Annotated in this window: 16 protein-coding genes and 1 tRNA gene; 6 read left to right on the top strand and 11 right to left on the bottom strand. The window is 71.6% G+C overall.

Going from position 1 to position 23882, the window contains the following annotated elements:
• Positions 1 to 53: 53 nt before the first annotated feature.
• Together ACWEK3_RS08390 and pyk are read left to right on the top strand one after the other, a co-directional pair.
• A complete protein-coding gene (locus ACWEK3_RS08390; protein ID WP_453249237.1) occupies positions 54 to 773 on the top strand; it encodes an SIMPL domain-containing protein in 720 nt (239 codons plus the stop codon).
• Positions 774 to 931: 158 nt separating this feature from the next.
• Positions 932 to 2368, top strand: a complete 1437-nt coding sequence (pyk, locus tag ACWEK3_RS08385; RefSeq protein WP_453249236.1) for a pyruvate kinase — start codon at positions 932 to 934, stop codon at positions 2366 to 2368.
• A gap of 29 nt (positions 2369 to 2397) precedes the next feature.
• Here the strand turns inward: pyk and ACWEK3_RS08380 are convergent.
• Positions 2398 to 2470 (bottom strand) — tRNA-Leu (locus ACWEK3_RS08380).
• Between the two features lie 105 nt (positions 2471 to 2575).
• Between ACWEK3_RS08380 and ACWEK3_RS08375 the strand changes: the two genes are divergently transcribed.
• A complete protein-coding gene (locus ACWEK3_RS08375; RefSeq protein ID WP_376553140.1) occupies positions 2576 to 3247 on the top strand; it encodes an ANTAR domain-containing response regulator in 672 nt (223 codons plus the stop codon).
• 88 nt (positions 3248 to 3335) lie between these two features.
• On the opposite strand, the gene ACWEK3_RS08370 is transcribed toward ACWEK3_RS08375, so the two are convergent.
• The 8 genes from ACWEK3_RS08370 to ACWEK3_RS08335 form a co-directional block, all read right to left on the bottom strand.
• Positions 3336 to 4052 (bottom strand): ABC transporter ATP-binding protein, encoded by a 717-nt coding sequence (locus tag ACWEK3_RS08370; protein WP_390725301.1) that lies wholly within the window; start codon positions 4050 to 4052, stop codon positions 3336 to 3338.
• Positions 4049 to 5011, bottom strand: coding sequence for an ABC transporter ATP-binding protein (locus ACWEK3_RS08365; RefSeq protein ID WP_453249235.1), 963 nt, complete (start codon positions 5009 to 5011; stop codon positions 4049 to 4051). The genes ACWEK3_RS08370 and ACWEK3_RS08365 overlap by 4 nt, the downstream gene beginning before the upstream one ends.
• Before the next feature lie 3 nt (positions 5012 to 5014).
• A complete protein-coding gene (locus ACWEK3_RS08360) occupies positions 5015 to 6847 on the bottom strand; it encodes a branched-chain amino acid ABC transporter permease (RefSeq protein WP_453249234.1) in 1833 nt (610 codons plus the stop codon).
• Between the two features lie 5 nt (positions 6848 to 6852).
• The gene (locus tag ACWEK3_RS08355) at positions 6853 to 7782 is read right to left on the bottom strand and encodes a branched-chain amino acid ABC transporter permease (protein WP_225074208.1); all 930 of its coding nucleotides are present in this window, start codon (positions 7780 to 7782) and stop codon (positions 6853 to 6855) included.
• Between the two features lie 113 nt (positions 7783 to 7895).
• Positions 7896 to 9128 (bottom strand): branched-chain amino acid ABC transporter substrate-binding protein, encoded by a 1233-nt coding sequence (locus ACWEK3_RS08350; RefSeq protein ID WP_390725299.1) that lies wholly within the window; start codon positions 9126 to 9128, stop codon positions 7896 to 7898.
• A 287-nt stretch (positions 9129 to 9415) separates the two neighbouring features.
• Positions 9416 to 10048 (bottom strand): Tat pathway signal sequence domain protein, encoded by a 633-nt coding sequence (locus ACWEK3_RS08345; protein ID WP_453249233.1) that lies wholly within the window; start codon positions 10046 to 10048, stop codon positions 9416 to 9418.
• Positions 10049 to 10607: 559 nt separating this feature from the next.
• Positions 10608 to 11093 (bottom strand): PaaI family thioesterase, encoded by a 486-nt coding sequence (locus ACWEK3_RS08340; RefSeq protein WP_450537948.1) that lies wholly within the window; start codon positions 11091 to 11093, stop codon positions 10608 to 10610.
• A gap of 83 nt (positions 11094 to 11176) precedes the next feature.
• Positions 11177 to 13456: an FdhF/YdeP family oxidoreductase gene (locus ACWEK3_RS08335; RefSeq protein WP_453249232.1), complete on the bottom strand. Its 2280-nt coding sequence runs from the start codon at positions 13454 to 13456 to the stop codon at positions 11177 to 11179.
• Between the two features lie 202 nt (positions 13457 to 13658).
• Between ACWEK3_RS08335 and polA the strand changes: the two genes are divergently transcribed.
• Together polA and ACWEK3_RS08325 are read left to right on the top strand one after the other, a co-directional pair.
• Positions 13659 to 16385 carry a DNA polymerase I gene (gene polA, locus ACWEK3_RS08330; RefSeq protein WP_453249231.1) on the top strand — a complete coding sequence of 909 codons (2727 nt, stop codon included), beginning with the start codon at positions 13659 to 13661 and terminating at the stop codon, positions 16383 to 16385.
• 1026 nt (positions 16386 to 17411) lie between these two features.
• Complete coding sequence (locus tag ACWEK3_RS08325; protein WP_453249230.1) at positions 17412 to 17798, top strand: hypothetical protein; 387 nt, start codon at positions 17412 to 17414, stop codon at positions 17796 to 17798.
• A 34-nt stretch (positions 17799 to 17832) separates the two neighbouring features.
• Here ACWEK3_RS08325 and ACWEK3_RS08320 read toward each other — a convergent pair whose 3' ends face one another.
• Positions 17833 to 18759, bottom strand: coding sequence for a DUF4184 family protein (locus tag ACWEK3_RS08320; RefSeq protein WP_453249229.1), 927 nt, complete (start codon positions 18757 to 18759; stop codon positions 17833 to 17835).
• A 282-nt stretch (positions 18760 to 19041) separates the two neighbouring features.
• Between ACWEK3_RS08320 and ACWEK3_RS08315 the strand changes: the two genes are divergently transcribed.
• Positions 19042 to 20835: a lytic transglycosylase domain-containing protein gene (locus tag ACWEK3_RS08315; RefSeq protein ID WP_453249228.1), complete on the top strand. Its 1794-nt coding sequence runs from the start codon at positions 19042 to 19044 to the stop codon at positions 20833 to 20835.
• Positions 20836 to 20957: 122 nt separating this feature from the next.
• On the opposite strand, the gene ACWEK3_RS08310 is transcribed toward ACWEK3_RS08315, so the two are convergent.
• Complete coding sequence (locus tag ACWEK3_RS08310) at positions 20958 to 23834, bottom strand: ATP-dependent RNA helicase (RefSeq protein ID WP_453249227.1); 2877 nt, start codon at positions 23832 to 23834, stop codon at positions 20958 to 20960.
• Positions 23835 to 23882: the final 48 nt, after the last annotated feature.

Raw genomic sequence — 23882 nt, 5'->3', positions numbered from 1 at the left:
ATCTGATGACCGGCGGGCGCGGAGAACCGGGCACTGGTGACAGAGTGGGACGTATGACCTCAGCCCCCGCACCGGAACCCGTCCCAGCCGTCCCCTACGGCACCCCCGACGCACCCCGGATCGCCGTCCGCGGTGAGGCACACCTCGAAGTCGACCCCGAGATCGCCCGTATCGGCATCACCGTCACCGCCCGCGGCAAGGACCGCCGTTCCGCCCTGGACGACCTCACCCGGCGCAACGCCCGCGTCCTCGACCTCGTCAAGTCCTACGGCCAGGCGGTCGAACACCTGGAGACCGGCGCCTTCTCCATCGCCCCCGAACCGGCCCGGCACGGCCGCGGCGAGCGCGTCCGCACGTACCACGGCGTCGTACGCCTCACCGCCGAACTCTCCGACTTCACCGCCCTCGGTGAACTCACCACCCGACTGGCCGACTTGGAACTCACCCGGGTGGACGGACCCTGGTGGTCGCTGCGCCCGGGCTCGCCGGCCCACCGGGAGGCACGTCGGCAGGCCGTGCAGGAGGCCGTCCAGCGGGCCAGGGAGTACGCCGAGGCGCTCGGCACCTCGCTCACCGCCCTCGTGGAGATCGCCGACATCGGAGTGGAGAGCGCCCCGCCCCAGCCGCAGGCGCCCGGACGGATGCGGGCGATGGCGGCCTACGGAGGTCCGGCGCCGCAGGACGAGGCCGCGCCCCTGGACCTCGAACCCGAGCGGCAGCACGTCCACGCGCAACTCGACGCGCGATTCGTCATGGCACCGCCCAGACTGTGATTACGTCAGTTGCGTCTTCCGGTCCGCGAACGGGGCGAACGCTCGTCGGAGCGCCGCCCCGCACAGTTCAACAGTTGTCAATACTCCTTCATTCAAAGGTTGTTGAGTAGTCACGTCGCACCAATCGTCTACCCACTGGTAAGGCCTAGGCTCACATCATGCGCCGAGCAAAGATCGTCTGTACTCTGGGGCCCGCCACCGATACGTACGACCAGATCAAGGCACTGGTCGACGCCGGAATGGACGTCGCCCGATTCAACCTCAGCCACGGCGGTCACGCCGAACACGAGGAGCGCTACCGGCGCGTACGCCGGGCCGCCGACGAGACCGGACGCAGTGTCGGAATACTCGCCGACCTTCAGGGTCCGAAGATCCGGCTCGGCCGCTTCCGCGAAGGACCCGTACTCCTCGAACGCGGCGACACCTTCACCATCACCGTCGAAGAGGGTGTCGAGGGTGACCGCCGCATCTGCGGCACCACCCACGCCGGCCTCGCCGAGGACGTCACCCCCGGCGAGCGCATCCTCGTCGACGACGGCAAGGTGGGCCTCGAGGTCACCGCCGTCCACGGCCCCCGCGTCCGCACCCGGGTGATCGAGGGCGGCGTGATCTCCGACCACAAGGGGCTCAATCTGCCGGGCGTCGCCGTCTCGGTCCCCGCCCTGTCCAAGAAGGACGAGGACGACCTGCGCTGGGCGCTGCGCACCGGCTTCGACGTCGTCGCGCTGTCCTTCGTCCGCAGTGGCCGGGACATCCTCGAGGTCCACCGTGTCATGGATGACGAGGGCCGCCGCCTCCCCGTCATCGCCAAGATCGAGAAGCCGCAGGCGGTGGAGGCCGTCGACGACATCGTGGCCGCCTTCGACGGCATCATGGTCGCCCGCGGCGACCTGGGCGTGGAAATGCCGCTGGAGCAGGTCCCCATCGTCCAGAAGCGTGCGATCAAGCTGGCCCGGCGGAACGCCAAACCGGTGATCGTCGCCACCCAGATGCTCGACTCGATGATCGGCAACTCCCGCCCGACCCGCGCGGAGGCTTCGGACGTGGCCAACGCGGTGCTCGACGGCACCGACGCGGTGATGCTGTCGGGCGAGACCAGTGTGGGCAAGCACCCGGTGGAGACGGTGCGGACGATGGCCCGCATCGTCGCGGCGGCCGAGGAGGACCTCCTGGCCAAGGGACTGCCGCCGCTGACCGATCACAACAAGCCCCGCACCCAGGGCGGCGCCGTCGCCCGCGCGGCGGCGGAGATCGGCGACTTCCTCGGCGCCAGGTTCCTGGTCGCCTTCACGCAGTCGGGCGACACCGCCCGGCGGCTCTCCCGCTACCGCTCACCCATTCCCCTGCTGGCCTTCACCACGGAGCCGGCCACCCGTTCCCAACTCAGCGCCACCTGGGGCGTGGAGACGTTCCTGGGTCCGCGCGTCGACTCGACCGACGCCATGGTCGACCAGGTCGACGAGCTGCTGCTGCGGTACGGCCGCTGCAAGAAGGGCGACGTGGTGGTGATCACAGCGGGCTCGCCCCCGGGGGTGCCGGGCTCGACGAACCTGGTCAGGGTTCACCACATCGGGGAGGACGACACTCCCAAGTAGAACTTGCGACCTTGGATTTGGAGGAAACGTACCCCGGGTCGGATTCGAACCGACGCTGGATGGTGTTTGAGACCATTGCCTCTACCGCTGGGCTACCGGGGCCCCCTTTGAAACAAAGATCGACGGTCACCCGCCGTCCCCCCACCTTACCGCAGCTGGGTACGCTCTTGGAGCAGTACCGTCCGCCCCGGAACAAGGAGCGCCCCCGTGACCGCCGAGTCGCCCGAGCCCGTAGACGTGTCCGACGACGACAAGTCGCACGTGCCTCCGCTGACGACCCGCGTCGTCATCGCCGAGGACGAGGCGCTGATCCGGCTCGATCTCAAAGAGATGCTGGAGGAAGAGGGCTACCGGGTCGTCGGTGAGGCCGGGGACGGCGAGCGGGCCGTGGAGCTGGCCCGCGAGCACCACCCGGACCTGGTGATCCTCGATGTGAAGATGCCCAAGCTCGACGGCATCTCGGCGGCGGAGCGGATCGCCGAGGAGCGGATCGCGCCCGTGCTCATGCTCACCGCCTTCTCGCAGCGCGACCTGGTGGAGCGCGCCCGGGACGCCGGGGCGATGGCGTACCTGGTGAAGCCGTTCAGCAAGAGCGACGTCGTTCCCGCCATCGAGATGGCCGTCTCGCGGTTCACCGAGCTGAAGGAGCTGGAGAAGGAGGTCGCGGACCTCGCCCAGCGGCTGGAGACCCGCAAGCTGGTCGACCGCGCCAAGTCGATCCTTCAGACGGAGTACGGGCTGACCGAGCCGGCCGCCTTCCGCTGGATCCAGAAGACCTCGATGGACCGCCGCATGTCGATGCAGCAGGTCGCGGAGGCGGTCATCCAGGACAGCGAGGAGAAGAAGGCCGCGAAGGGCGCCAGGCCCGACAAGGACTGAGCCGGGCGGGCCGGTACCCGCAGGCGATGGGCCCGCGTCCCCTCACGGGACGCGGGCCCATTCTCGTTCCGGTGGTCACCGGGCGGGGTCAGTCCTCGCCCAGGTACGCCTTGCGGACCGATTCGTCGTGCAGCAGGTCCTGGCCGGTGCCGGACAGCACGATGTTGCCGACTTCCATGACGTGCCCCTGGTCGGCGAGGGAAAGCGCCGCCTGGGCGTTCTGCTCGACGAGCAGAATCGTCGTGCCCTGGGATTTCAGCTCGGCGATGGTCGCCATGATCTTCTGCATCATGATCGGCGAAAGACCCATGGAGGGCTCGTCGAGCATGAGCAGTTTCGGCTGGGACATCAGTGCCCGGCCCATGGCGAGCATTTGCTGCTCGCCGCCGGAGAGAGTGCCCGCGGCCTGCTTTCTGCGTTCACCCAGGATGGGGAAGAGATCGTAGGCGCGCTGAATGTCCTTTTCGATGCCTTCCCTGTCCTTGCGCAGGAAGGCGCCGAGCCGCAGATTGTCCTCGATCGTCATCCGCGGGAAGATGTGCCGCCCCTCGGGGGAGTGGGCGAGTCCCAGCGAGACGATCTGGTGGGCGGGGACCTTCTTCAACGACTTGCCGTCGAATCTGATGTGCCCGCCGACCGGCTTGAGCAGCCCGGACAGGGTGCGCAGCGTGGTGGTCTTGCCGGCGCCGTTGGTGCCGATGAGGGTGACGACCTGGCCGGCCTCGACCGTGAAGGAGATGCCCTTGACGGCCTGGATCTTGCCGTAGGCGACGCGGAGGTCCTCTACTTCGAGCAGTGCGGTCATCGGTCGTTCTCCTTGCCGGGCGCGGCGTCCTGCGGGGTGTCGTCCTCTGCCTGCGCCTCTGCCTGCGCCTCTGCCTGCGCCTCGGCCGCCTCGGCTTGTATCTCGGCTTTCTCGACCTCGGCGGCCTCCTCGGCGCCGGGGGCGCCCTCGAAGGGTTCGCCGAGGTAGGCGGCGACGACGCGCTCGTCGCGCTGGACGGTGGCGCTGTCGCCCTCGATGAGCTTTTCGCCCTGGACGAGCACGGCGACGCGGTCGCAGAGGTTCATGATGAACCGCATGTCGTGCTCGATGACGAGCACCGCGATGCCCATGTCCCGGATCGCGAAGACCAGTTCCTCGGTGGCCCGGGTCTCCTGCGGGTTCATGCCGGCGGTGGGCTCGTCCAGGAGCAGCAGGCCCGGCTCACTGGCCAGGGCGCGGGCGATCTCCAGCTTGCGCTGCTCGCCGTAGGGCAGGTTGCGCGAGAGGTGCTCGGCCTTGTGGGCGAGGCCCACGAACTCCAGGAGTTCCATGGCCCGCGCGCGGGAGGCGGCTTCGGCCCGGTGGAATCCGGGGCCGCGCAGCAGGGCGGACCAGAGTCCTTCCTTGGTGCGGGTGTGCCGGCCGACGAGCACGTTCTCCAGGACCGTCATGTTGGCGAACAGACGGATGTTCTGGAAGGTGCGGGCGATGCCTGCGGCGGTGACCTTGAAGGACTTGGGCGGCAGGACGTTGCCCTTGTAGCGGACCTCGCCCTCGGTCGGGATGTAGAGGCCGGTGAGGCAGTTGAAGAACGTGGTCTTGCCGGCGCCGTTGGGGCCGATGAGTCCCACGATCTCGCCGCTGTGGACGGTGAGGTCGACTTCGCGTACGGCGGTCAGGCCCCCGAAGCGCATGGTGACGCCGCGTGCGTCGAGGACGGTCTCGCCCGGCGCGGCCGGGGTGGGCGTGGTGTCCCTGGTGGTGGTGTCGGTAGTCATGGGTCAGACCCCTGCCTTGCTGAGGACCGCGGGTGCCTCCGTCTGCTCGTGGAACTCGAGCTGGCGGCGCCGGTTGGGGATGAGGCCTTCCGGGCGGAAGCGCATCAGCAATACGAGTGCGAGACCGAAGGCCAGCAGCTGGTAGTCGCCGAGGAACTGGAGCTTGGCCGGGATGAGGTAGAGCAGCGCCGCACCGACCAGGGGGCCGCTGATGGTGCCCATGCCGCCGAGGACGACGGCGGCGAGCAGGAAGGCGGAGTTGGGCGGCACGACATGGGCGAACTGGTACTGCTCGGGGGTCACGGTGTAGGTGACGTGGGCCTGGACGGCGCCGGCGAGGCCGGCCAGCGTGGCGCCGAGGGCGAAGGCGATGAGCTTGACGCGGAAGCCGTTGATGCCCATCGCGCGTGCGGCGGTCTCGTCCTCGCGGATGGCGATCCAGGCGCGGCCGATGCGGGAGTCGCTGCTGCGCCGGAAGACCACGACGACGATCAGCGTGATCAGGAGCATCAGCAGGAAGTAGTTGGCGAAGCGGGCGATGGTCAACCCGAGGAAGGTGTGCTCCTGGCCGAAGTCGAAGCCGAGGATGTTCAGGTTCGGGACGGAGGAGATGCCGTTGGAGCCGTTGGTGACGTCGGGTCCGGAGGTGCCGTCCATGTTGAGGACGGTGATGCGGAAGATCTCACCGAAGCCGAGGGTGACGATGGCGAGGTAGTCGCCGCGCAGCCGCAGGGTGGGGGCGCCGATGAGCACGCCGAAGATCATGGCGACCACGCCGCCGAGCAACGCCGAGGCCCAGAACGGGAGATGGAGGTTCAGGGGCGAGGACGGCGAGCCGGAGACCAGGGCCGCGGTGTAGGCGCCGACGCCGAGGAAGGCGACGTAACCGAGGTCGAGCAGGCCGGCGAGGCCGACGACGATGTTCAGGCCGAGTGCGACGGTGGCGAAGATCAGGATGTAGACGCCGATCGCCGCGTACTGGTCGTCGGACTGGGTGAAGGGGAAGGCGGCGGCGGCGACGAAGGCGCTCAGCATGGTGACGTTGCGGTGCTTGGCGGTGATCGCCGAGACACGGGCCACGAGCCCGGCCTTGAAGATCGCGGCGAAGCCGAAGCCGACGGTGACGAGGAAGCCGATGAAGAGTTCGTCGTACGAGGTGCTGATGCCGTATGTGAAGACGGTGAGGCCGATGGCCATGGCCGCGATGATGACGAGGATCTCGGCGTAGAGCGGCAGGGCGCGGGCCGGAGCGGGGGTGCCGGAGGGGACGGCGGCCCGGACCACGGCGAGCTTGTTGCGCGTGCTGTGGCGTACCCGGTCCCAGGCGCCGTCCTCGGGGTCGACGGGCTCGGTCACCGGCCGTTCGAACGGCAGGGAGAGTACGCCGATCACGGTGATGACGGTGGCCGCGGCGAGGACCCAGGCGCCTGGTTCGAGGTTGACCAGTCCGCCGAGTTTGCCGCTGATCGCGAGGATGGTGTACCAGGCGGTGCCGAAGGTGCCGAGTGCGGCCAGGGTGAGTCCGCCGCTGCCGCCGGCGGGCACGAGCCAGCCGAGGCCCTTGACCCCGTGGGCGGCGAGGCCGAGGAGGGCGGTGAGCGCCGCGCCGATGAGGACGAGGACCTGGAGGCCGCCCGGGTAGCCGTAGACGGTGAGGTCGCCGGGGAATTCGGAGGTCCAGGTCCAGGCGAGGAAGGCGGAGACGACGGTCAGCAGTGAGCCGCCGGTGGCCAGGGCGAGGCCGATGGGCTCGGGCAGGCGGATGAAGCCGGTGGGGGCGGCGCTGCCGGCGGTGGGTGCGCCGGCGGCGTCGGGTGCGGTGGTCTGTGTGGTCATCGGTGTCACGCCCTGTCCGCCACGCGCTCGCCGAGCAGGCCCTGGGGCCTGAACAGCAGCACGAGGATGAGGAGTACGAACGCCCAGACGTCGGCCCAGGACTGGCTGCCGAACTGGTGCATGCCGGGGATGTCGGAGATGTAGGCGGTGGCGAGGGTCTCGGCGACGCCGAGGACGATGCCGCCGATCATGGCGCCGTAGATGTTGCCGATGCCGCCGAGGACGGCCGCGGTGAAGGCCTTCAGACCGAGGATGAAGCCCATCCGGAACTGGATCTCGCCGTACTTGAGGCCGTAGGCGACGGATCCGACGGCGGCGAACGTGGCGCCGAGGGCGAAGGCGACCACGATGATGCGGTCGGTGTTGACGCCCATCAGCTTTGCGGTGTCCGGGTCCTGCGCGGTGGCCTGCATGCCTCGTCCGGTACGGGTCTTCATGACGAAGTAGGCGAGGATGGCCATGCTGAGGGGGGCGGCGCAGATGAGGAAGATGTCACCGGTCTGGATGGTGACGCTGCCGATCTCGAAGGGGCCTCCGGCGATCTGCGGGAAGGTGCGCGCGGACTTGGCGTCCGGGTACCAGGCCCACACCGCCTGCTGGAGCGCGAGGGAGAGACCGATCGCGGTGATCAGGGGCGCCAGGCGCGGGCCGCCGCGCAGGGGACGGTAGGCGAACCGTTCCGCCCCGATGGCGACGAGGACGGCGACGATGATGGCGCCGACGAGCATGAGCGGCAGCGTGATCCACATGGTGGTGCCGCCCGGCAGCCACAGGTAGACCGAGAGTGCCCCGAAGGCGCCGGTCATGAAGATCTCGCCGTGGGCGAAGTTGATGAGCTGGACGATGCCATAGACCATCGTGTAGCCGATGGCGACGAGCCCGTACATGGATCCCAGTAGCAGGCCGTTGACCAGCTGCTGCGGCAGTTCGTTCACCGCATGTCCTCCGAGACTTTCGGATATTCGACGGATTGGGGCCGGATGCGCGTGCGCGCGGGGCGCCAGTGGAACAGCGCCCCGCGCGACGGTTGAGCGGTGCTGGTGGTGACTCAGCCCGTGAACGTCCCGGAGTGGACCGACTCCCAGGCACCGTTCTTGACGGCGTAGACGGTGAGCTGCTTGTTGGTGGCGTCGCCGAACTCGTCGAAGGAGACCTTGCCGGTCACTCCGTCGAAGGAGACGTTCTGCATGGCCTCGGTGACCTTGGCACGGGCGTCGGAGGGCAGCTTGCCGCCGTTGTCGTCGACGACCTTCTTGACGGCCTCGATGATGGCCCAGGCGGAGTCGTAGGAGTAGCCGCCGTAGGCGGAGTACTCCTCCTTGTAGCCCGCGGCCTTGTAGTCGGCCGTGAACTGCTTGGCGGAGTCGAGTTCCTCGACCGGGGTGCCGACGGAGGTGGCGAGGTCGCCGCCGCTGTCGGGGCCGGCCAGCTCGATGAACTTGGCGTCGTTGATGCCGTCGCCGCCGATGAGCGGGATCTTGGCGCCGGCGGCCTTGATCTGCTTGCTGAGCGGGCCGGCCTGCGGGTACTCGCCGCCGTAGTAGACGATGTCCGCGCCGGACTTCTTGACCTTGGTGGCGACCGCGGAGAAGTCCTTGGTGTCGGGGTTGATGTGCTCGGTGCCGACGACCTTGCCGCCGAGCTTCTTGAACTCGTCGGTGAAGGTGCCGGCCAGGCCGGCACCGTAGGTCTTCTTGTCGTCGATGACGAAGACCTTCGTCTTCTTCGCCATGTTGTAGACGTACTGGGCGGCGAACGGGCCCTGGATGGCGTCCGTGGTCGCGGTGCGGAAGTACGACTTGTACTGGCGCACCTTCTTGGTCCGCCAGTCGGGGCCCTGGCTGAGGGAGGGACCGGTGTTGGCGGGGGAGACCTGGACCAGCTTGGCGTCGTCGAAGACCTTCTGCATGGACTCCGCGACGGAGGAGTTGAGGGGGCCGACGGCGCCGAGGACGTCCTTGTTGGCGACGAACTTGACGGCGTTCTGCTGGCCCGAGGAGGGCTGGGCCTGGTCGTCCAGGGCCTGGATCTTGAAGGTGACGCCCTTGACGAACTTCTGCTTGTTGGCCGTCTTGGCGGCCAGGTCGGCGGAGTTCTTGATGCCGAGACCCATCGCGGACAGGTCGCCGGTCAGCGGGGCGTCGACGCCGATGACCACGGTGGTGCCACCGTTGCCGGAGTCCGAACCCTTGTCTCCGCCACCCCGCGAGCCGCAGGCGGTGAGGGTGAGTGCTCCCGCTGCCAGTGCTGCGGTAATGGCGATGAGTGAACGTTGACGCACGATCAGTCCTTTCCCTGGCACGGCCCCTCCCCCCTGGAAGAGGTCGAGTCGAGCGCGGAGTCGAAGAGGTAATCCGACGCGCCGTGACTGGCGGTGACTCTAGGCGTGCGCAGGGAACGTCGAGGAGGGCTTGGCCAAGGCTGTGACTCTCTTGTTATGACACGACGTAATGCAGAGCGGTACGTGGCGGGTGGAAGTGTGGAATTCAGGCGGATTCGCCCGGTCCGGATTCTGAGAACCCGCAGGACGTGCAGTGCTGCGATCAGGCGTCTCAACGGTTTTGGTGATTACCGGGAATCGTTGCCGCAGGCGACTCGCAGGGCCTGGGAGAGGCTCTGTGCATAGCGTGGCCCGAGGATGAAACTGTGCACCTGGATTGCGCGCTTATTACGCAGTGTTACGTCCAGGAAAGGGAGTCCGGCGTTCCACGGCACCTTTCCGCATTCCTTCACATGCATGGTGATCACAACTTTATGGGCGGATCCTGCCCGGGTGAGGAAAGGGGCGGGGGGCTCGGAGGTGAGGGAAAGTCCCGCGTACGGCTGGGTGATGCCGGTGACGGTCACGGGTGGGCCGGACTGCACGCTGACCAGCACCGCGAAGGTGAATGTCCTGGTTTCGGCGTCCCCGGGCGCGGCGACCTCGTCCAGGTAGGACACGTCGGTCACCAGGGAGGGGTAGGGCGGCGCCGGGGGCTGCGGCCGGGGCTGCGCCGTGTCCTGGTGGGTGGTGAACAAGTAGCCGCCGCCCGCGAGGAGAAGGGTGAGCGTCAGGGCCGTGAGGGCGGCGCGGCGGTGCCGCTGGTACAGCCGCGCGAGAGAGCTGTGCGCGAGGCCGTCGGTGCGGGGTGGGTCGTCCGGGTCGGGCGTGCCCCACGCGCGCGTGCCCTCGCCCGGTTCGAGTGGCCCGACGCCGCTCACGGCAACGGCCTGCCGCCGGACGTGCCGACTTGGTGCCGGCCGGTGCGGTCTCCTGGGGGGTGGCGGCGAGTCAGTTCGCCGAGGGGGCAAGCGGCTTGGCGCTTCCCCTCGGGGCCCGGCCAGCGCGGGGCGAGCCGAGGTGGTACCGGGGGCGGGGCGCCGTGTCCGGGCGGGATCCGGGGTGGTGTTGGGGGTGCGGTGCCGTGCCTGGTGGGTGTGGGTTCGGCGTGGGCAGGTCCGGTGGGTGCGGGCCTGGCGGGTGTGGGTTCGGCGTGGGCGGGTCCGGCGGGTGTGGGCTTGGCGTGGGCAGGCCTGGCGGGGTTGGGTTCGGCGGGTGTGGGCTTGGCGTGCGCAGGCCTGGCCGGGGTGGGTTCGGCGGGCGTGGGCCCGCCGGGTGTCCGCCCGCCCGGGGTGGTCGCCGACGCGGTTGGCAGGGGCGGCAGTTGGGGGCGGGACCGGCTCGACCGTGCCCCCGGCCGGGGGGCTCCTCCCGTTGTCATGGCAAGAAGCTAGGCGGCCCGGTGTCCGGGGGCAACGGTGGAGGAGGCGCCTCCGCGGCTCAGCCGGCCGCGCCGGTGGGGCCGTCGCCCGGCTTCGCGTCGCGCAGCAGGCAGGTCAGGCGGGCGCTGCACACCCGCCGACCCTCCTCGTCGCTGATCACGATCTCGTACGTCGCCGTCGAGCGTCCCCGGTGGACGGGCGTGGCCACGCCGGTGACCAGACCGGAGCGCGCCCCGCGGTGATGGGTGCAGTTCAGGTCGACACCGACCGCGATCTTGGAGCTGCCGCCGTGCAGCATCGCACCCACCGAGCCGAGGGTCTCGGCGAGGACGGCGGAGGCGCCGCCGTGCAGCAGTCCGTAGGGCTGGGTGTTGCCCTCCACCGGCATGGTGCCGACGACGCGCTCGGCGGACGCCTCCAGGATCTGGACGCCCATGCGGGTGCCGAGATGTCCGGCGGAGAAGAGGGCGGGCAGGTCGACGCCGAGCGCGGCGTACTCGTCGAGGACTTCCTGCGGGAACTTCACGTTCTGCTGCTCGCCCATGGGGTCCGGCTCCGTTCGTCCTTGATCGGCTCGGCGTCGACCGGTTCGGCGTCGATCGGCCGCCGCATTCACTGAGCGAACGCTCAGTCGGCCGCCGATTGTTCCAGACGCACCACGACGGACTTGCTGGCCGGGGTGTTGCTGGTATCGGCGGTGGCGTCCAGCGGCACCAGCACGTTGGTCTCCGGGTAGTACGACGCGGCACAGCCGCGGGCCGTCGGATAGTGCACGACCCGGAAGCCCGGCGCCCGCCGCTCCACGCCGTCCTTCCACTCGCCGACCAGGTCCACGTACGACCCGTCGGCCACTCCCAGTGCCCGCGCGTCCTCCGGGTTGACCAGCACCACCCGCCGGCCGTTCTTGATCCCCCGGTAGCGGTCGTCGAGGCCGTACACCGTGGTGTTGTACTGGTCGTGCGAGCGCAGTGTCTGCAACAGCAGCCGCCCCTCGGGCAGTTCGGGGTACTCCACCGGCGCGGCGGTGAAGTTGGCCTTGCCGGTGGCCGTCGGGAAGCGGCGCTCGTCGCGCGGGGCGTGCGGCAGCGCGAAGCCGCCGGGGTGGGCCACGCGCGCGTTGAAGTCCTCGAAGCCGGGGACGACCCGGGCGATCCGGTCGCGGATCGCGCCGTAGGCCTTCTCGAACTCCTCCCACGGCACGACGGTCTTCTCGCCCAGCACCCGGCGGGCCAGCCCGCACACGATGGCCGGCTCGGACTTCAGCTGCGCGCCCGCGGGCCGCAGCCGGCCCCGGGAGGCGTGCACCATGCCCATGGAGTCCTCGACGGTGACGAACTGCTCGCCGCCGTCCTGCACGTCCCGCTCGGTGCGGCCGAGTGTGGGCAGGATCAGCGCACGCGCGCCCGTGACCACGTGGGAGCGGTTGAGCTTGGTCGACACGTGCACCGTCAGCCGGGCCCGCCTCATGGCGGCCTCGGTGACGTCGGTGTCGGGGGAGGCGGAGACGAAGTTGCCGCCCATGGCGAAGAACACCTTCGCCTCGCCGTCGCGCAGGGCCCGGATGGCCCGTACGACGTCGTAGCCGTGCTCGCGCGGCGGCGCGAAGCCGAACTCCTTCTCCAGGGCGTCCAGGAAGTCGTGGTCGGGGCGCTCGAAGATGCCCATCGTGCGGTCGCCCTGCACGTTGGAGTGGCCGCGCACCGGGCACACGCCCGCGCCCGGGCGGCCGATGTTGCCGCGTAGCAGCAGGAAGTTGACCACCTCGCGGATGGTCGGCACCGAGTGCTTGTGCTGGGTCAGGCCCATCGCCCAGCACACGATGGTGCGCTGGGAGGCGAGGACCATCTCCAGCGCTCGGTCGATCTCCGCGCGCGTGAGCCCGGTCGCGGTGAGCGTCTCGTCCCAGTCCGCGGCGCGGGCAGCCTTCGCGAACTCCTCGTAGCCATGGGTGTGTTCGCGGACGAACTGCTCGTCCACCGCGCCCTCGGCGTCGAGGATCAGCTTGTTGAGGAGGCGGAAGAGGGCCTGGTCGCCGCCGATGCGGATCTGGAGGAACAGATCGGTGAGCGCGGCGCCCTTGAGCATGCCCTGCGGGGTCTGCGGGTTCTTGAACCGCTCCAGGCCGGCCTCGGGCAGCGGATTGACGCTGATGATCTTCGCGCCGCCCGCCTTGGCCTTCTCCAGGGCGGAGAGCATACGGGGGTGATTCGTCCCCGGGTTCTGCCCGGCGACGATGATCAGGTCGGCCTTGTAGAGGTCCTCCAGGAGCACACTGCCCTTGCCGACCCCGATCGTCTCCGACAGGGCCGAGCCGGAGGACTCGTGGCACATGTTGGAGCAGTCGGGCAGGTTGTTGGTGCCCAGTTCGCGTGCGAAGAGCTGGTAGAGGAAAGCGGCCTCGTTGCTGGTGCGGCCGGAGGTGTAGAAGAGGGCCTCGTCGGGGGAGCCGAGGGCGGCGATCTCCTCGGCGACGATGTCGAAGGCGCGCTCCCAGGTGACCGGTTCGTAGTGATCGGCACCCTCGGGCAGGTACATGGGGTGCGTGAGCCGCCCCTGCTGGCCCAGCCAGTACCCGCTCCGGTCCGCCAGATCGGACACGGAGTGCGCGGCGAAGAACTCCGGGGTGACCCGGCGCAGGGTGGCCTCCTCGGCGACCGCCTTCGCGCCGTTCTCGCAGAACTCCGCCGTGTGCCGGTGCTCCGGCTCCGGCCAGGCACAGCCCGGGCAGTCGAAGCCGTCCTTCTGGTTGACCCGCAGCAGGGTCAGCGCGGTGCGCCTCACCCCCATCTGCTGCTGGGCGATCCGCAGCGTGTGCCCGATGGCCGGCAGCCCGGCCGCCGCGTGCTGCGGCTCGGCTACCTGTGGCGCGTCCTGAACCGGATCACCCATGGGGGGCTTCGTGGCCATCGCACGCTCTCCTTCGACTGCGGTGTGTGAAGAACGTCTCCGATCCTCGCACGGCCCCCTGGCAGGGCTTACGGCCGGGGACGCCGACCGCGAGGGCCCCGCGCGAAGGCCGGGCCGGCCGGACCCGGGGCGGTCCGTCCCGCGGACCGCGGAGGCGGACGGCGGGCCCCGGCTGTCAGTGGCACGTGGCAGGATCGGGGACGTGGCAGAGACAGCATCGAAGAAGACCGACACCACCCACGGCGGCGCCCGGCCGCGGCTGATGCTCATGGACGGGCACTCGCTGGCCTACCGCGCGTTCTTCGCGCTGCCCGCGGAGAACTTCACGACCGCGACGGGCCAGCCGACGAACGCCATCTACGGCTTCGCGTCGATGCTGGCCAACACCCTGCGTGACGAGGAGCCGACGCACTTCGCGGTCGCCTTCGACGTCTCCCGCAAGACCTGGCGCTCAGCGGAGTTCACCGAGTACAAGGCGAACCGCTCCAAGACCCCGGACGAGTTCAAGGGCCAGGTCGAGCTGATCGGCGAACTGCTCGACGCGATGAACGCCTCCCGCTTCGCCGTCGACGGGTACGAGGCGGACGACGTGATCGCCACCCTCGTCACCCAGGCCGAGGCCGAGGGCTTCGAGGTGCTGATCGTCACCGGCGACCGCGACTCCTTCCAGCTGGTCTCCGAGCACACGACGGTGCTCTACCCCACCAAGGGCGTCTCCGAGCTGACCCGGTTCACCCCGGAGAAGGTGATCGAGAAGTACGGACTGACGCCGGCCCAGTACCCGGACTTCGCGGCGCTGCGCGGCGACCCGTCGGACAACCTGCCGGGCATCCCCGGCGTCGGTGAGAAGACGGCCGCGAAGTGGATCAACCAGTTCGGTTCGTTCGCCCAGCTCGTGGAGCGGGTCGAGGAGGTCAAGGGCAAGGCCGGCCAGAACCTGCGCGACCACCTGGAGTCCGTCAAGCTCAACCGCCGGCTCACCGAGCTGGAGCGGAGCGTGGAACTGCCCAAGGCGGTCACCGACCTCGCCCGCACGCCGTACGACCGCAAGGCCGTCGCGATGGTCCTGGACACCCTGGAGATCCGCAACCCCTCGCTGCGCGAGCGGCTCTTCGCCGTGGACCCGGGCGCCGAGGAGGCCGACACCACCCCGATCACGACGGACGGGGTGCAGCTGGACGGCACCGTGCTCGGCACCGGCGAGCTGGCCGGCTGGCTCGCCGAGCACGGCACGCAGGTCCTCGGTGTCGCCACCGTCGACACCTGGGCGCTGGGCGCCGGCTCGGTCGCCGAGATCGCGCTCGCCGCGCCCGGGGGAGCGGCCGCCTGGTTCGACCCGTCGCAGCTGGACGAGGCGGACGAGAGCGCGCTCGCGGGCTGGCTGGCCGACGCGGACCGGCTCAAGGTCTTCCACAACGCCAAGGGCGCCATGCGGGTCTTCGCCGAGCACGGCTGGACCATCGAGGGCGCCACCATGGACACCGCGCTCGCCGCCTACCTGGTCAAGCCGGGCCGCCGCTCCTTCGACCTGGACGCGCTGTCCCTGGAGTACCTGCACCGGGAGCTGGCCCCCGCCGCCGCGGCCGACGGCCAGCTCGCCTTCGGCGCGGACGAGGGCGCCGAGGCCGAGGCCCTGATGATCCAGGCCAGGGCCGTCCTCGACCTCGGCGAGGCCTTCGAGGCGCGCCTTCCGGAGGTCGGCGCGGCGGACCTGCTGCGCGACGTGGAACTGCCGACGTCCGTGTTGCTGGCCCGCATGGAGCGGCACGGCATCGCGGCGGACCGCTCCCACCTCGAGGCGATGGAGCAGACGTTCGCGGGCGCGGTGCAGCAGGCCGTGAAGGAGGCGCACGCGGCGGCAGGGCACGAGTTCAACCTCGGCTCGCCCAAGCAGCTCCAGGAAGTCCTCTTCGGCGAACTCGCCCTGCCGAAGACGAAGAAGACGAAGACGGGCTACACCACCGACGCCGACGCCCTGGCATGGCTGGCCACCCAGACGGACAACGAGCTGCCGGTCGTCATGCTCCGCCACCGCGAGCAGGCGAAGCTGCGCGTCACCGTCGAGGGCCTGATCAAGACGATCGCGGCCGACGGCCGGATCCACACCACGTTCAACCAGACGGTCGCCGCGACCGGCCGTCTGTCGTCGACGGACCCGAACCTTCAGAACATCCCCGTCCGCACCGACGAGGGCCGGGCCATCCGGCGCGGCTTCGTGGTCGGCGAGGGCTTCGAGTCGCTGATGACGGCCGACTACAGCCAGATCGAGCTGCGCGTGATGGCCCACCTGTCCGAGGACGCGGGCCTGATCGAGGCGTTCACCTCCGGTGAGGACCTGCACACCACGGCGGCCTCGCAGGTCTTCGGCGTCGACCGCTCGGCGGTGGACGCGGAGATGCGGCGCAAGATCAAGGCGATGTCCTACGGCCTGGCCTACGGGCTCTCGGCCTTCGGCCTCTCCCAGCAGCTGAACATCGAGGCGGCCGAGGCGCGCGGCCTGATGGACGCGTACTTCGAGCGCTTCGGCGGCGTACGGGACTATCTGCGCCGCGTGGTCGACGAGGCGCGGGCGACCGGCTACACCGAGACCCTCTTCGGCCGCCGCCGCTATCTGCCCGACCTCAACAGCGACAACCGCCAGCGCCGCGAGATGGCCGAGCGCATGGCCCTCAACGCGCCGATCCAGGGCACGGCGGCCGACATCGTCAAGATCGCCATGCTGCACGTGGACCGCGCCCTGCGCGAGGCGGGTCTCGCCTCCCGCATGCTCCTCCAGGTCCACGACGAAATCGTCCTGGAGATCGCCCCCGGCGAACGCGAGACCGTGGAGCAGATCGTCCGCCACGAGATGGCCGGCGCGGTACAGCTCAGGGCCCCCCTGGACGTCTCGGTCGGCGTGGGCCCGGACTGGGAGTCGGCGGCGCACTAGCCTGCGGCGACGGGGACGTCTGGGCGCCCCGGCCCTCCACGACGGCGCCTCGGCGCGCCGTCGTGGAGGGCGACGGCGCCTCGGCGCGCCGTGCCTTCGGGCGGTCCCGCAGCGCCGCCCCACATGGGCACACCGCCCGACGCGGAGGGCCCGCCGGCTCGTGGTGGAGCGACCGGGGCGTCTGGTCGCCTCCGAGCCCCGCGACGGTGACTCGGAGGCGGTCGTGCCTCTCGTGGGGGCCGCGCAGCGCGGCCTGCGGGGACGCGGCGTCCGGTGCTGGGGGTACCTCCCACGCCTTTCAGGCTGTGGGGGAGCATCGCAAGGCGGAGCGTCGCCCGCGTACTGGATGTACTCGGGTGATGCGACAACGCGGCGTGGGGGTGCCCCCGGCCGAAGGCTGGGGGAGTGCCGTGCCGGGCGTCGCGAGCCGGTGAACCTTTCCGGTCGCAGCCCTAGACGGGCCCGCCGATCCGCGGTGGCATGGCGGGGGCGCTTGGGCGCTGCGGTGCCACCACGAATGGTGGCTCGTGGCGGCTGTGCCTCCGCGGCCTGCGGCGGCGTACCGCCCGGCTCGGGGGCCCGTCGGTCCGCGGCGGTATGGCGGAGGTGTCTGGGTGCCGCTGTGGCTCGTGACGGTGGTTCGGCCTGCCGTGCCTTTTGCGGCGGTTCCGCAGCGCGGCCCGCGCGGGCGGCTGCCCGTCTCGGAAGCCCTGCCGCCACGGGGGCACGGCGCGGGGCGGTCCTCGCTGCGGGCATCCTGCCCCGGAGCCGGAGCCGGAGCCGGAGCCGGAGCCGGAGCCGGAGCCGGAGCCGGAGCCGGAGCCGGAGCCGGAGCCGGAGCCGGAGCCGGAGCCGGAGCCCTGTGCGTTCCCTGTGCACCGCACGCCGGTCTCTGTCGGCGGCTTCGGGCGCTTTGGCGCGCTCACGGCGGGGGGTTCCCTCCCGTGGCGCACATGCGGCAGGGCTCGTCACTCACGTGGACCCCGCGGAGGCGCAGCCGTGCGCCGTGGCCGACAGGATGCGGGCATGGGTATACGCATGCTCAACCGCCGACCGGCGGTGATACGGGCGGACATGGGCGAGGTTCCCGCAGGGCCACCTCCGTCGGTCCGGCCCGTCGCGGCCGACGCCAGCACGGCTCGCGTTCCCGCGGATCTGACGGCGACCCTGCGCCGTGCCGCGAGCGCACTCCGGGACCGGTGCGGTCCCGGCGATCCGGTCCTCGGGGAGACACCCCCCTGGTGCTTGTGGGCGGACACCGCGCGCGGCTACCTCGCGCTGTTCCTCTCCCCGCTGCACCGACCTCGCCCCGTGCGCAGCGTCACCGTCTTCGTCGCCACCGTGACCACCTCCGGCGGCAGTCCGGGCGGCCCGCCCGGACACCGCCCCCGCCGGAACCGCCGGAACCACTGAGACCGACCGAACCGGCCTCACATGACGGGACCGGCTAACCTGCGGACACTGAACCGCTCCCACCGCCGCGACCGCCAGAGGCACCCGCACCGGCACAGTCCCCCTCATGGCTGGAACCGATCGATCCGTCCGGCCCCGCCACACCGTCCCCGCCGCCCGGAGCCCGGGCACCACGACGGAGCCTGACGTCCAGGGCGTACAGGGGCAGGCCCACGGCCAGGCCAGCGCCCGCGCCGAAGCACAGGGTCGGAATCAGTTCCCAGAGAGCGGCCGTCGACCCGCGGCCCGTCCACCACTGCCAGGTCCGCTGCACGGCACCGGCGACCGCGCAGACCGCGATCACGGCGAAGGCCCGCCGCCGGTCCAGTACCGACAGGTCGGGGACCCCCACCGGCTCGCCCGCCGGAGCCCGCCGCAGCGCGTACACCAGGAACCCGGCGATCACGACGGCCGCCACCGCCGAGCTGCCGTACTGCAGGTACCAGTAGACAGGCGCCCCGGCCAGCTCTCGGCCCAGCACAGGGAACAGCCGCATCCCCCACCGGTCGTGGTGGGTGAACGCGTCCCACACCACGTGCGTCAGCGCGCCCAGCGCGGCGGAGGCGTACCACCACGGCACCGACGCCGGGCGCGGCCGCGTCCAGGGCGTACCGCACCGCGTCAGCGAAGCCGTCCGCCCCTGCCGCGCGCGCGGCAGCAGTGCGACGAGCGGCTCGCGCAGCACCAGCCACACCCCGACCAGCAGCCAGGCGACGAGCACATCGAGGGTGAAGACCCCGGCGAAGGAGTGCGTGACCGCGCCGAACTCCATCGCCCCGGGCACAACTCCCGCCGTGTAATAGGTCAGATCGGGCGCGAAGGAGCCCGCCACGAGCACCGACGGGACCAGCCGGCCCCGCCCCCTTCCGTCGCCGCGCACCGCGGGCAGTACGGCCGCCGCATGGCTCAGAGTGAACGGCAACGGTGCTCCTCCTGGCGCGCGTCGACCGGACCGGCGGCCCGTGTGATCACCGCCGTCCAGTATGCGCGTCACGCGAGGGGCGCACCCGTTAACCAGTCGTGGCCAACCGGTGAAAATCGGGCGCGAACGGGTCCCTATGAGAAGGAAGTTGTCGTAGGGTCACCTGGATTCGTCAACCGTGCGGCTCCGCGAGGGCAACCAGTCACACGGGTCGATCGTCACAACAGGGCGAACGGACAGACAGAGACGGACGCCCGGGCGTCCACAGGAGGGGCTCACTCTATGGCGGCGCATTTCGGCAGCAGGCTGCGCAAGGGAGCGGCAACCACGGCCGTGGCCGCAGCGGCGGTCGCGGCCCTGTCTGCCTCGCAGGCTCCCGGCGTCACCGTCGACGACCACGGCAGACAGGCCTCCGCCGAGGCGACGCCCCAGCCCGACGGGAACGCCGACGGCAGCGCGACCGGCGGTTCGCCGTACTACACGGACCTGCCGCCCCTCAACAGCCCCAGCCCGGCGCCCGTCGTCGGCACCCCGATCTCCAAGGGCCCGGCCGAGTCCGGCATACCCGCCACCGTGCTCGACGCCTACAAGAAGGCCGAGGCCGAACTGCGCGCGTCCAAGCCGGGCTGCAACCTGCCCTGGCAACTGCTCGCCGCCATAGGCAAAGTCGAGTCCGGACACGCCCGCGGCGGCAACGTCGGGGCCGACGGCACCACGGTGTCCCCGATCCTCGGCCCGGTCCTCGACGGCAACGGCTTCGCCCACATCAGCGACACCGACCACGGCCAGTACGACGGGGACAGCAGGTACGACCGCGCGGTCGGGCCCATGCAGTTCATCCCCTCCACCTGGGCCTGGGCGGGCCGCGACGCCAACGGCGACGGCAAGAAGGACCCCAACAACGTCTACGACGCCGCCCTCGCCGCCGGCCACTACCTGTGCCGCAACGGCTGGGACCTGTCCACCGACGGCGACCTCCGGAGCGCGATCCTCAGCTACAACAACTCGACGGACTATCTGAACACCGTCCTGACGTGGCTGGAGTTCTACCGCAAGGGCAGCCACTCCGTCCCGGACGGGACCGGCCCCCTGCCGTCCCACCGCAGCGACCACACCCCCGGCGCGGACCCCAGTCCGACGCCGCAGCCGCCCGCCCCGCGGGCGAGCGACAAGCCCGGGGGCGCCGGCAGCCCCGGCGGTTCCGGCGGTTCCGGCAAGCCCACCGCGCCCGGCAAGCAGGGCGGCGGCTCCGCGAGTCCGAGCCCGGGCCAGCCGTCCCCACCGGCCCAGCCGTCCGAACCGACTCCGCCGTCCACCCCGGGCACCCCCACCGCGCCGCCCACCGCGACCGACACCGTGCACCACCTCCAGGACGCGGGCACGGGCAAGCTCACCGCCATGGCCGGCGACGCGTTCGCGGAGAAGATCAGCACCCGTGCCGTGACCAGGGACGGCAAGGCCGTCGGCAAGGTGCGGATCCGGTTCACGATCACCGGTGACACCGACGCCGCCTTCCCCGGCGGCGAGAAGGTCGCCACCGTCGCCACCGACGCCTCCGGCGTGGCCGTCGCACCCGCGCTCCAGGCCGGTGAGCAGACGGGCGACTTCACCGTCCGGGCGGCGGTCGTCGGCCGTACGCTCCCCGGCGTCGACTACACGGCAACGGTCACCGTGCGCGCCGCCGACGCCCTCACCCGCACGACCGGCACCGCGCTGGTCTGCACCCCGGGCGGCGAGTTCGCCGACCAGGTCGAGGTCAAGGCCACCTACAAGGGCGCCGTCGCGGACCGGGTCGCGGCCACCGCCACCCTCGTCAAGTCGGCCGACGACCCCGCCCAGAACGACAAGGGCCCCTACTTCAAGGACGCCGACGGCAAGCCCGTGCGCACCCTGAAGGACCTTCAGACGGACGCAGGCGGCCTGCTGAAGCTGCCGAAGCTGTACGCGGACGACACCACCGGCACGTTCCTGCTGCGCATCACCACCGCCGGCGGCGCGACGCTGACCGTGGAGCTGAAGGTGGCGGCGGCCGACACCTCGGCCGAGCCGTCCCCCAGCCCGTCGGCATCCTCGTAGTAGCACCGGCCTGGACACCATGAGGGCGCCCCGCCACAGCGGCGGGGCGCCCTCGTGATGTCCGGTGACCGTCCGCCCGACCCCCGCCCGGAGGGCGGAAGCCGAACGGAGTCCCGCACCGGTCAGCGCCTGAGCCGGGCGTTGGTGTGCCGGGTCGGCTCCGCGGACGCCGGGTTCTCCGGCCAGGGGTGCTTCGGATACCGCCCGCGCAGCTCCGCCCGTACGTCCCGGTAGCCGGTCCGCCAGAAGGAGGCGAGGTCGGCGGTGACGGCGGCGGGACGCCCGGCCGGGGAGAGGAGGTGCACCAGGACCGGGACCCCGGCGACCGTGGGCGAGTCGTCCAGGCCGAACATCTCCTGGAGTTTCACGGCGAGCACCGGCCGTTCGGGATCCGCGTAGTCGACCCGGATCCGGGACCCGCTGGGCACGGTGAGTCGTTCCGGCGCGAGTTCGTCCAGCCGGACGGCGTCACCGGAGGCCCAGGGCAGCAGCCGGGCCAGCGCCTGCCCGGCGTCGATCCGCGCCAGGTCCGCGCGCCGCCGGGCCCGCCCGAGCTCCGGTTCCAGCCACTCGTCCACGCGCGCGTGCAGCGCGTCGTCGGACACGTCGGGCCAGGGCTCGCCGAGGTGCCGGCGCAGGAAGGCGAGCCGCTGCCGCAGCACGTCCGCCTCCGCCGACCAGCAGAGCAGCCCGAACTCCTCCTGCCGCAATCCGTCGAGCAGCGCCGCCCGTACGAGACCGGGCTCGGCGTCCGCCAGGGGCCGCACCGCCAGCTCCACGGCCCCCAGCCGCTCGACCCGTCGCGCGACGACGTCCCCGTCGCCCCAGCGCACCTCGTCCTGTTCCGCGCGGAGCGCCCCGGCCGCCAGCCGGGCGACGTCCTCGTCGACGACCGCGGCGAGCTGCACGCGCGCGTGCCGCCTGCCCACCGGCCGATCGGCCACGGCGACGGCGATCCAGGGCGCGCCCCACAGCGGGGACCCGTCCGTGAGCTCCGCCCGGGTCCCGGAGACCATGAGATACGAACCACCGTCGAGCCGTGCCACCCGCTCCGGAAACGCAAGAGCGGCAACAAGCCCCACAAGCCCCACGCTCCCGGCGCCCCCCGCTCGGCTGCCGCCACCGGACAGCGCTCCCGCGTCCTTCCCCTCCGGGCCCACCGGCCCCACTTCACTGTCCGTCCGTGAGTGTGCGGGCCGGAGCCCGGCGAGGCCGGTATCCCCGGCGGTCCCTGGCCGGGACCTGCTTCCGGCCTTGGCGCCGGACAGCGGTTCCGCGCTCTTCCCCTCCGGGCCCACCGCGTCCGCTTCGCGGTCGGTCCGTGAGGGTGAGGGCTGGAGCCCGGCGAGGCTCGTATCCCTGGTGGCCCCCGGTCGGGGGACGCTCACGGCCCCGGCGCCGGACAGCGGTTCCGTCGCGGCCTCTCCCTCCGGGCCCACCGCCTCGGCCTCGCGGTCCGTCCGTGAGTGGGCGGGTCGGGTGGACCTGTCGGAGACCTCCGACACGGCGGCCCGCAGTCGCCGGACCTCGGTCCGCCACCGAGCCGCGTACGCGTCACCGCCGCGCCGGGCAGCACGCAGAGCCGCGGCGAGATCGTCCCCGTACTCCCGGGGCAGCTCCTCGCTCAGCAGTGCGACGATCTCCGCGGCCCGCTCGGTCCCGCCCGCGGCGGACGCGTCCAGCAGGGCCCGCCCCAGCCGCGGATGCACCCCCAGGCGCGCCAGCGACCGCCCCCGGTCCGTGGCCCGTCCGGCGGAGTCCACCGCGCCGACGGCCGTCAGCACCTCCCGCGCCGCCGCCATCGCCCCGCCCGGCGGCGGGTCCGGCAACGCGAGGCCGGAGGCGTTCGGATCGCCCCAGCAGGCCGACTGAAGGGCGAACGCCGTCAGATCGGCCACCTTGATCTCCGGCGCGGGGTAGGCGGGCAGACGCGCCTCCTCGGCCTCCGCCCAGCACCGGTACACCGCGCCCGGCGCCTCGCGTCCGGCACGCCCCGCCCGCTGCCGCCCGGAGGCCCGCGAGGCCCGTACCGTCGTCAGCGCGCTCAGTCCGCGCGCGTGGTCCACGCGGGGCTCGCGCGCGAGCCCCGAGTCGACGACGACCCGCACCCCGGGTACCGTCAGTGACGACTCGGCGACCGAGGTCGCGAGCACCACGCGGCGCCGCCGCCCCGGCACCAGCACCGCGTCCTGCACGTCCGCCGGCGCCCGCCCGTGCACCTGGAGCACGTCCACGTCCCCGAGATCCCCCAGCAGACCCGCGACCCGCCCGATCTCGCCCACGCCCGGCAGGAAGCACAGCACGTCCCCCACGCGCTCGGCCAGCGCCCGCCGCACCACCGACGCCACGTGCGTCAGCAGCGCGGGGTCCACCCGCATCCCGTGCGGCGGCCGTACCGGCCGGGCCGGCGGCGCCCACACCGCATCCACCGGATGCGACACGCCGTGCGTCTCGACCACCGGCGCCCCGCCCAGCACCCGCGTCCACACCCGCGCGTCCGTGGTGGCCGAGGCGGCCACCAGACGCAGTTCCGGCCGCAGCGCCTCGCGCACGTCCCACAGGAACGCCGCCACCGTGTCCGCGTCCAGATGCCGCTCGTGGCACTCGTCGAGCACCACCACGTCGACGCCCGCCAGCTCCTGGTCCCGCTGGAGCCGCTGGAGCAGCACACCGGTCGTGACGACCTCCACGCGCGCGTGGCGCCCGACGACACGCTCCCCGCGCACGGTGTAGCCGACGCTCTCGCCGACCTTCTCGCCCAGCAGCCACGCCATCCGCCGGGCCGCCGCACGCGCCGCGATCCGCCGCGGCTCGGCCACGACCACCCGCCGCGCGGGCCCCTGGCCCAGCAGCCCGGCCAGCTCCAGTGGCACCAGCGTGGTCTTGCCCGTGCCGGGCGGCGCCACCAGGACCGCGGTCCCGTGACCGTCCAGGGCCTCGTGAAGGGCCGGCAGCGCGCCGCGCACCGGCAGCGCGCCCAGTTCGTCGTGGCGGATCACGCGCTCAGTCCCGTACTCCCGCACTCGGTCACTCGGTCCCGCACTCAC

The organism is Streptomyces sp. NPDC004721, from assembly GCF_053601495.1.
This window is presented reverse-complemented; position numbering and strand designations above follow the sequence as displayed.

Excerpts from the sequence above, each read along its gene's own strand:
- ACWEK3_RS08335 (WP_453249232.1), bottom strand. The coding sequence starts at position 13,456 with ATGGCCACGAAGCCCCCCATGGGTGATCCGGTTCAGGACGCGCCACAG.
- ACWEK3_RS08360 (WP_453249234.1), bottom strand. The coding sequence starts at position 6,847 with ATGACCACACAGACCACCGCACCCGACGCCGCCGGCGCACCCACCGCC.
- ACWEK3_RS08325 (WP_453249230.1), top strand. The coding sequence starts at position 17,412 with ATGGGTATACGCATGCTCAACCGCCGACCGGCGGTGATACGGGCGGAC.
- ACWEK3_RS08370 (WP_390725301.1), bottom strand. The coding sequence starts at position 4,052 with ATGACCGCACTGCTCGAAGTAGAGGACCTCCGCGTCGCCTACGGCAAG.
- ACWEK3_RS08340 (WP_450537948.1), bottom strand. The coding sequence starts at position 11,093 with ATGGGCGAGCAGCAGAACGTGAAGTTCCCGCAGGAAGTCCTCGACGAG.
- pyk (WP_453249236.1), top strand. The coding sequence starts at position 932 with ATGCGCCGAGCAAAGATCGTCTGTACTCTGGGGCCCGCCACCGATACG.
- ACWEK3_RS08365 (WP_453249235.1), bottom strand. The coding sequence starts at position 5,011 with ATGACTACCGACACCACCACCAGGGACACCACGCCCACCCCGGCCGCG.
- ACWEK3_RS08315 (WP_453249228.1), top strand. The coding sequence starts at position 19,042 with ATGGCGGCGCATTTCGGCAGCAGGCTGCGCAAGGGAGCGGCAACCACG.
- ACWEK3_RS08390 (WP_453249237.1), top strand. The coding sequence starts at position 54 with ATGACCTCAGCCCCCGCACCGGAACCCGTCCCAGCCGTCCCCTACGGC.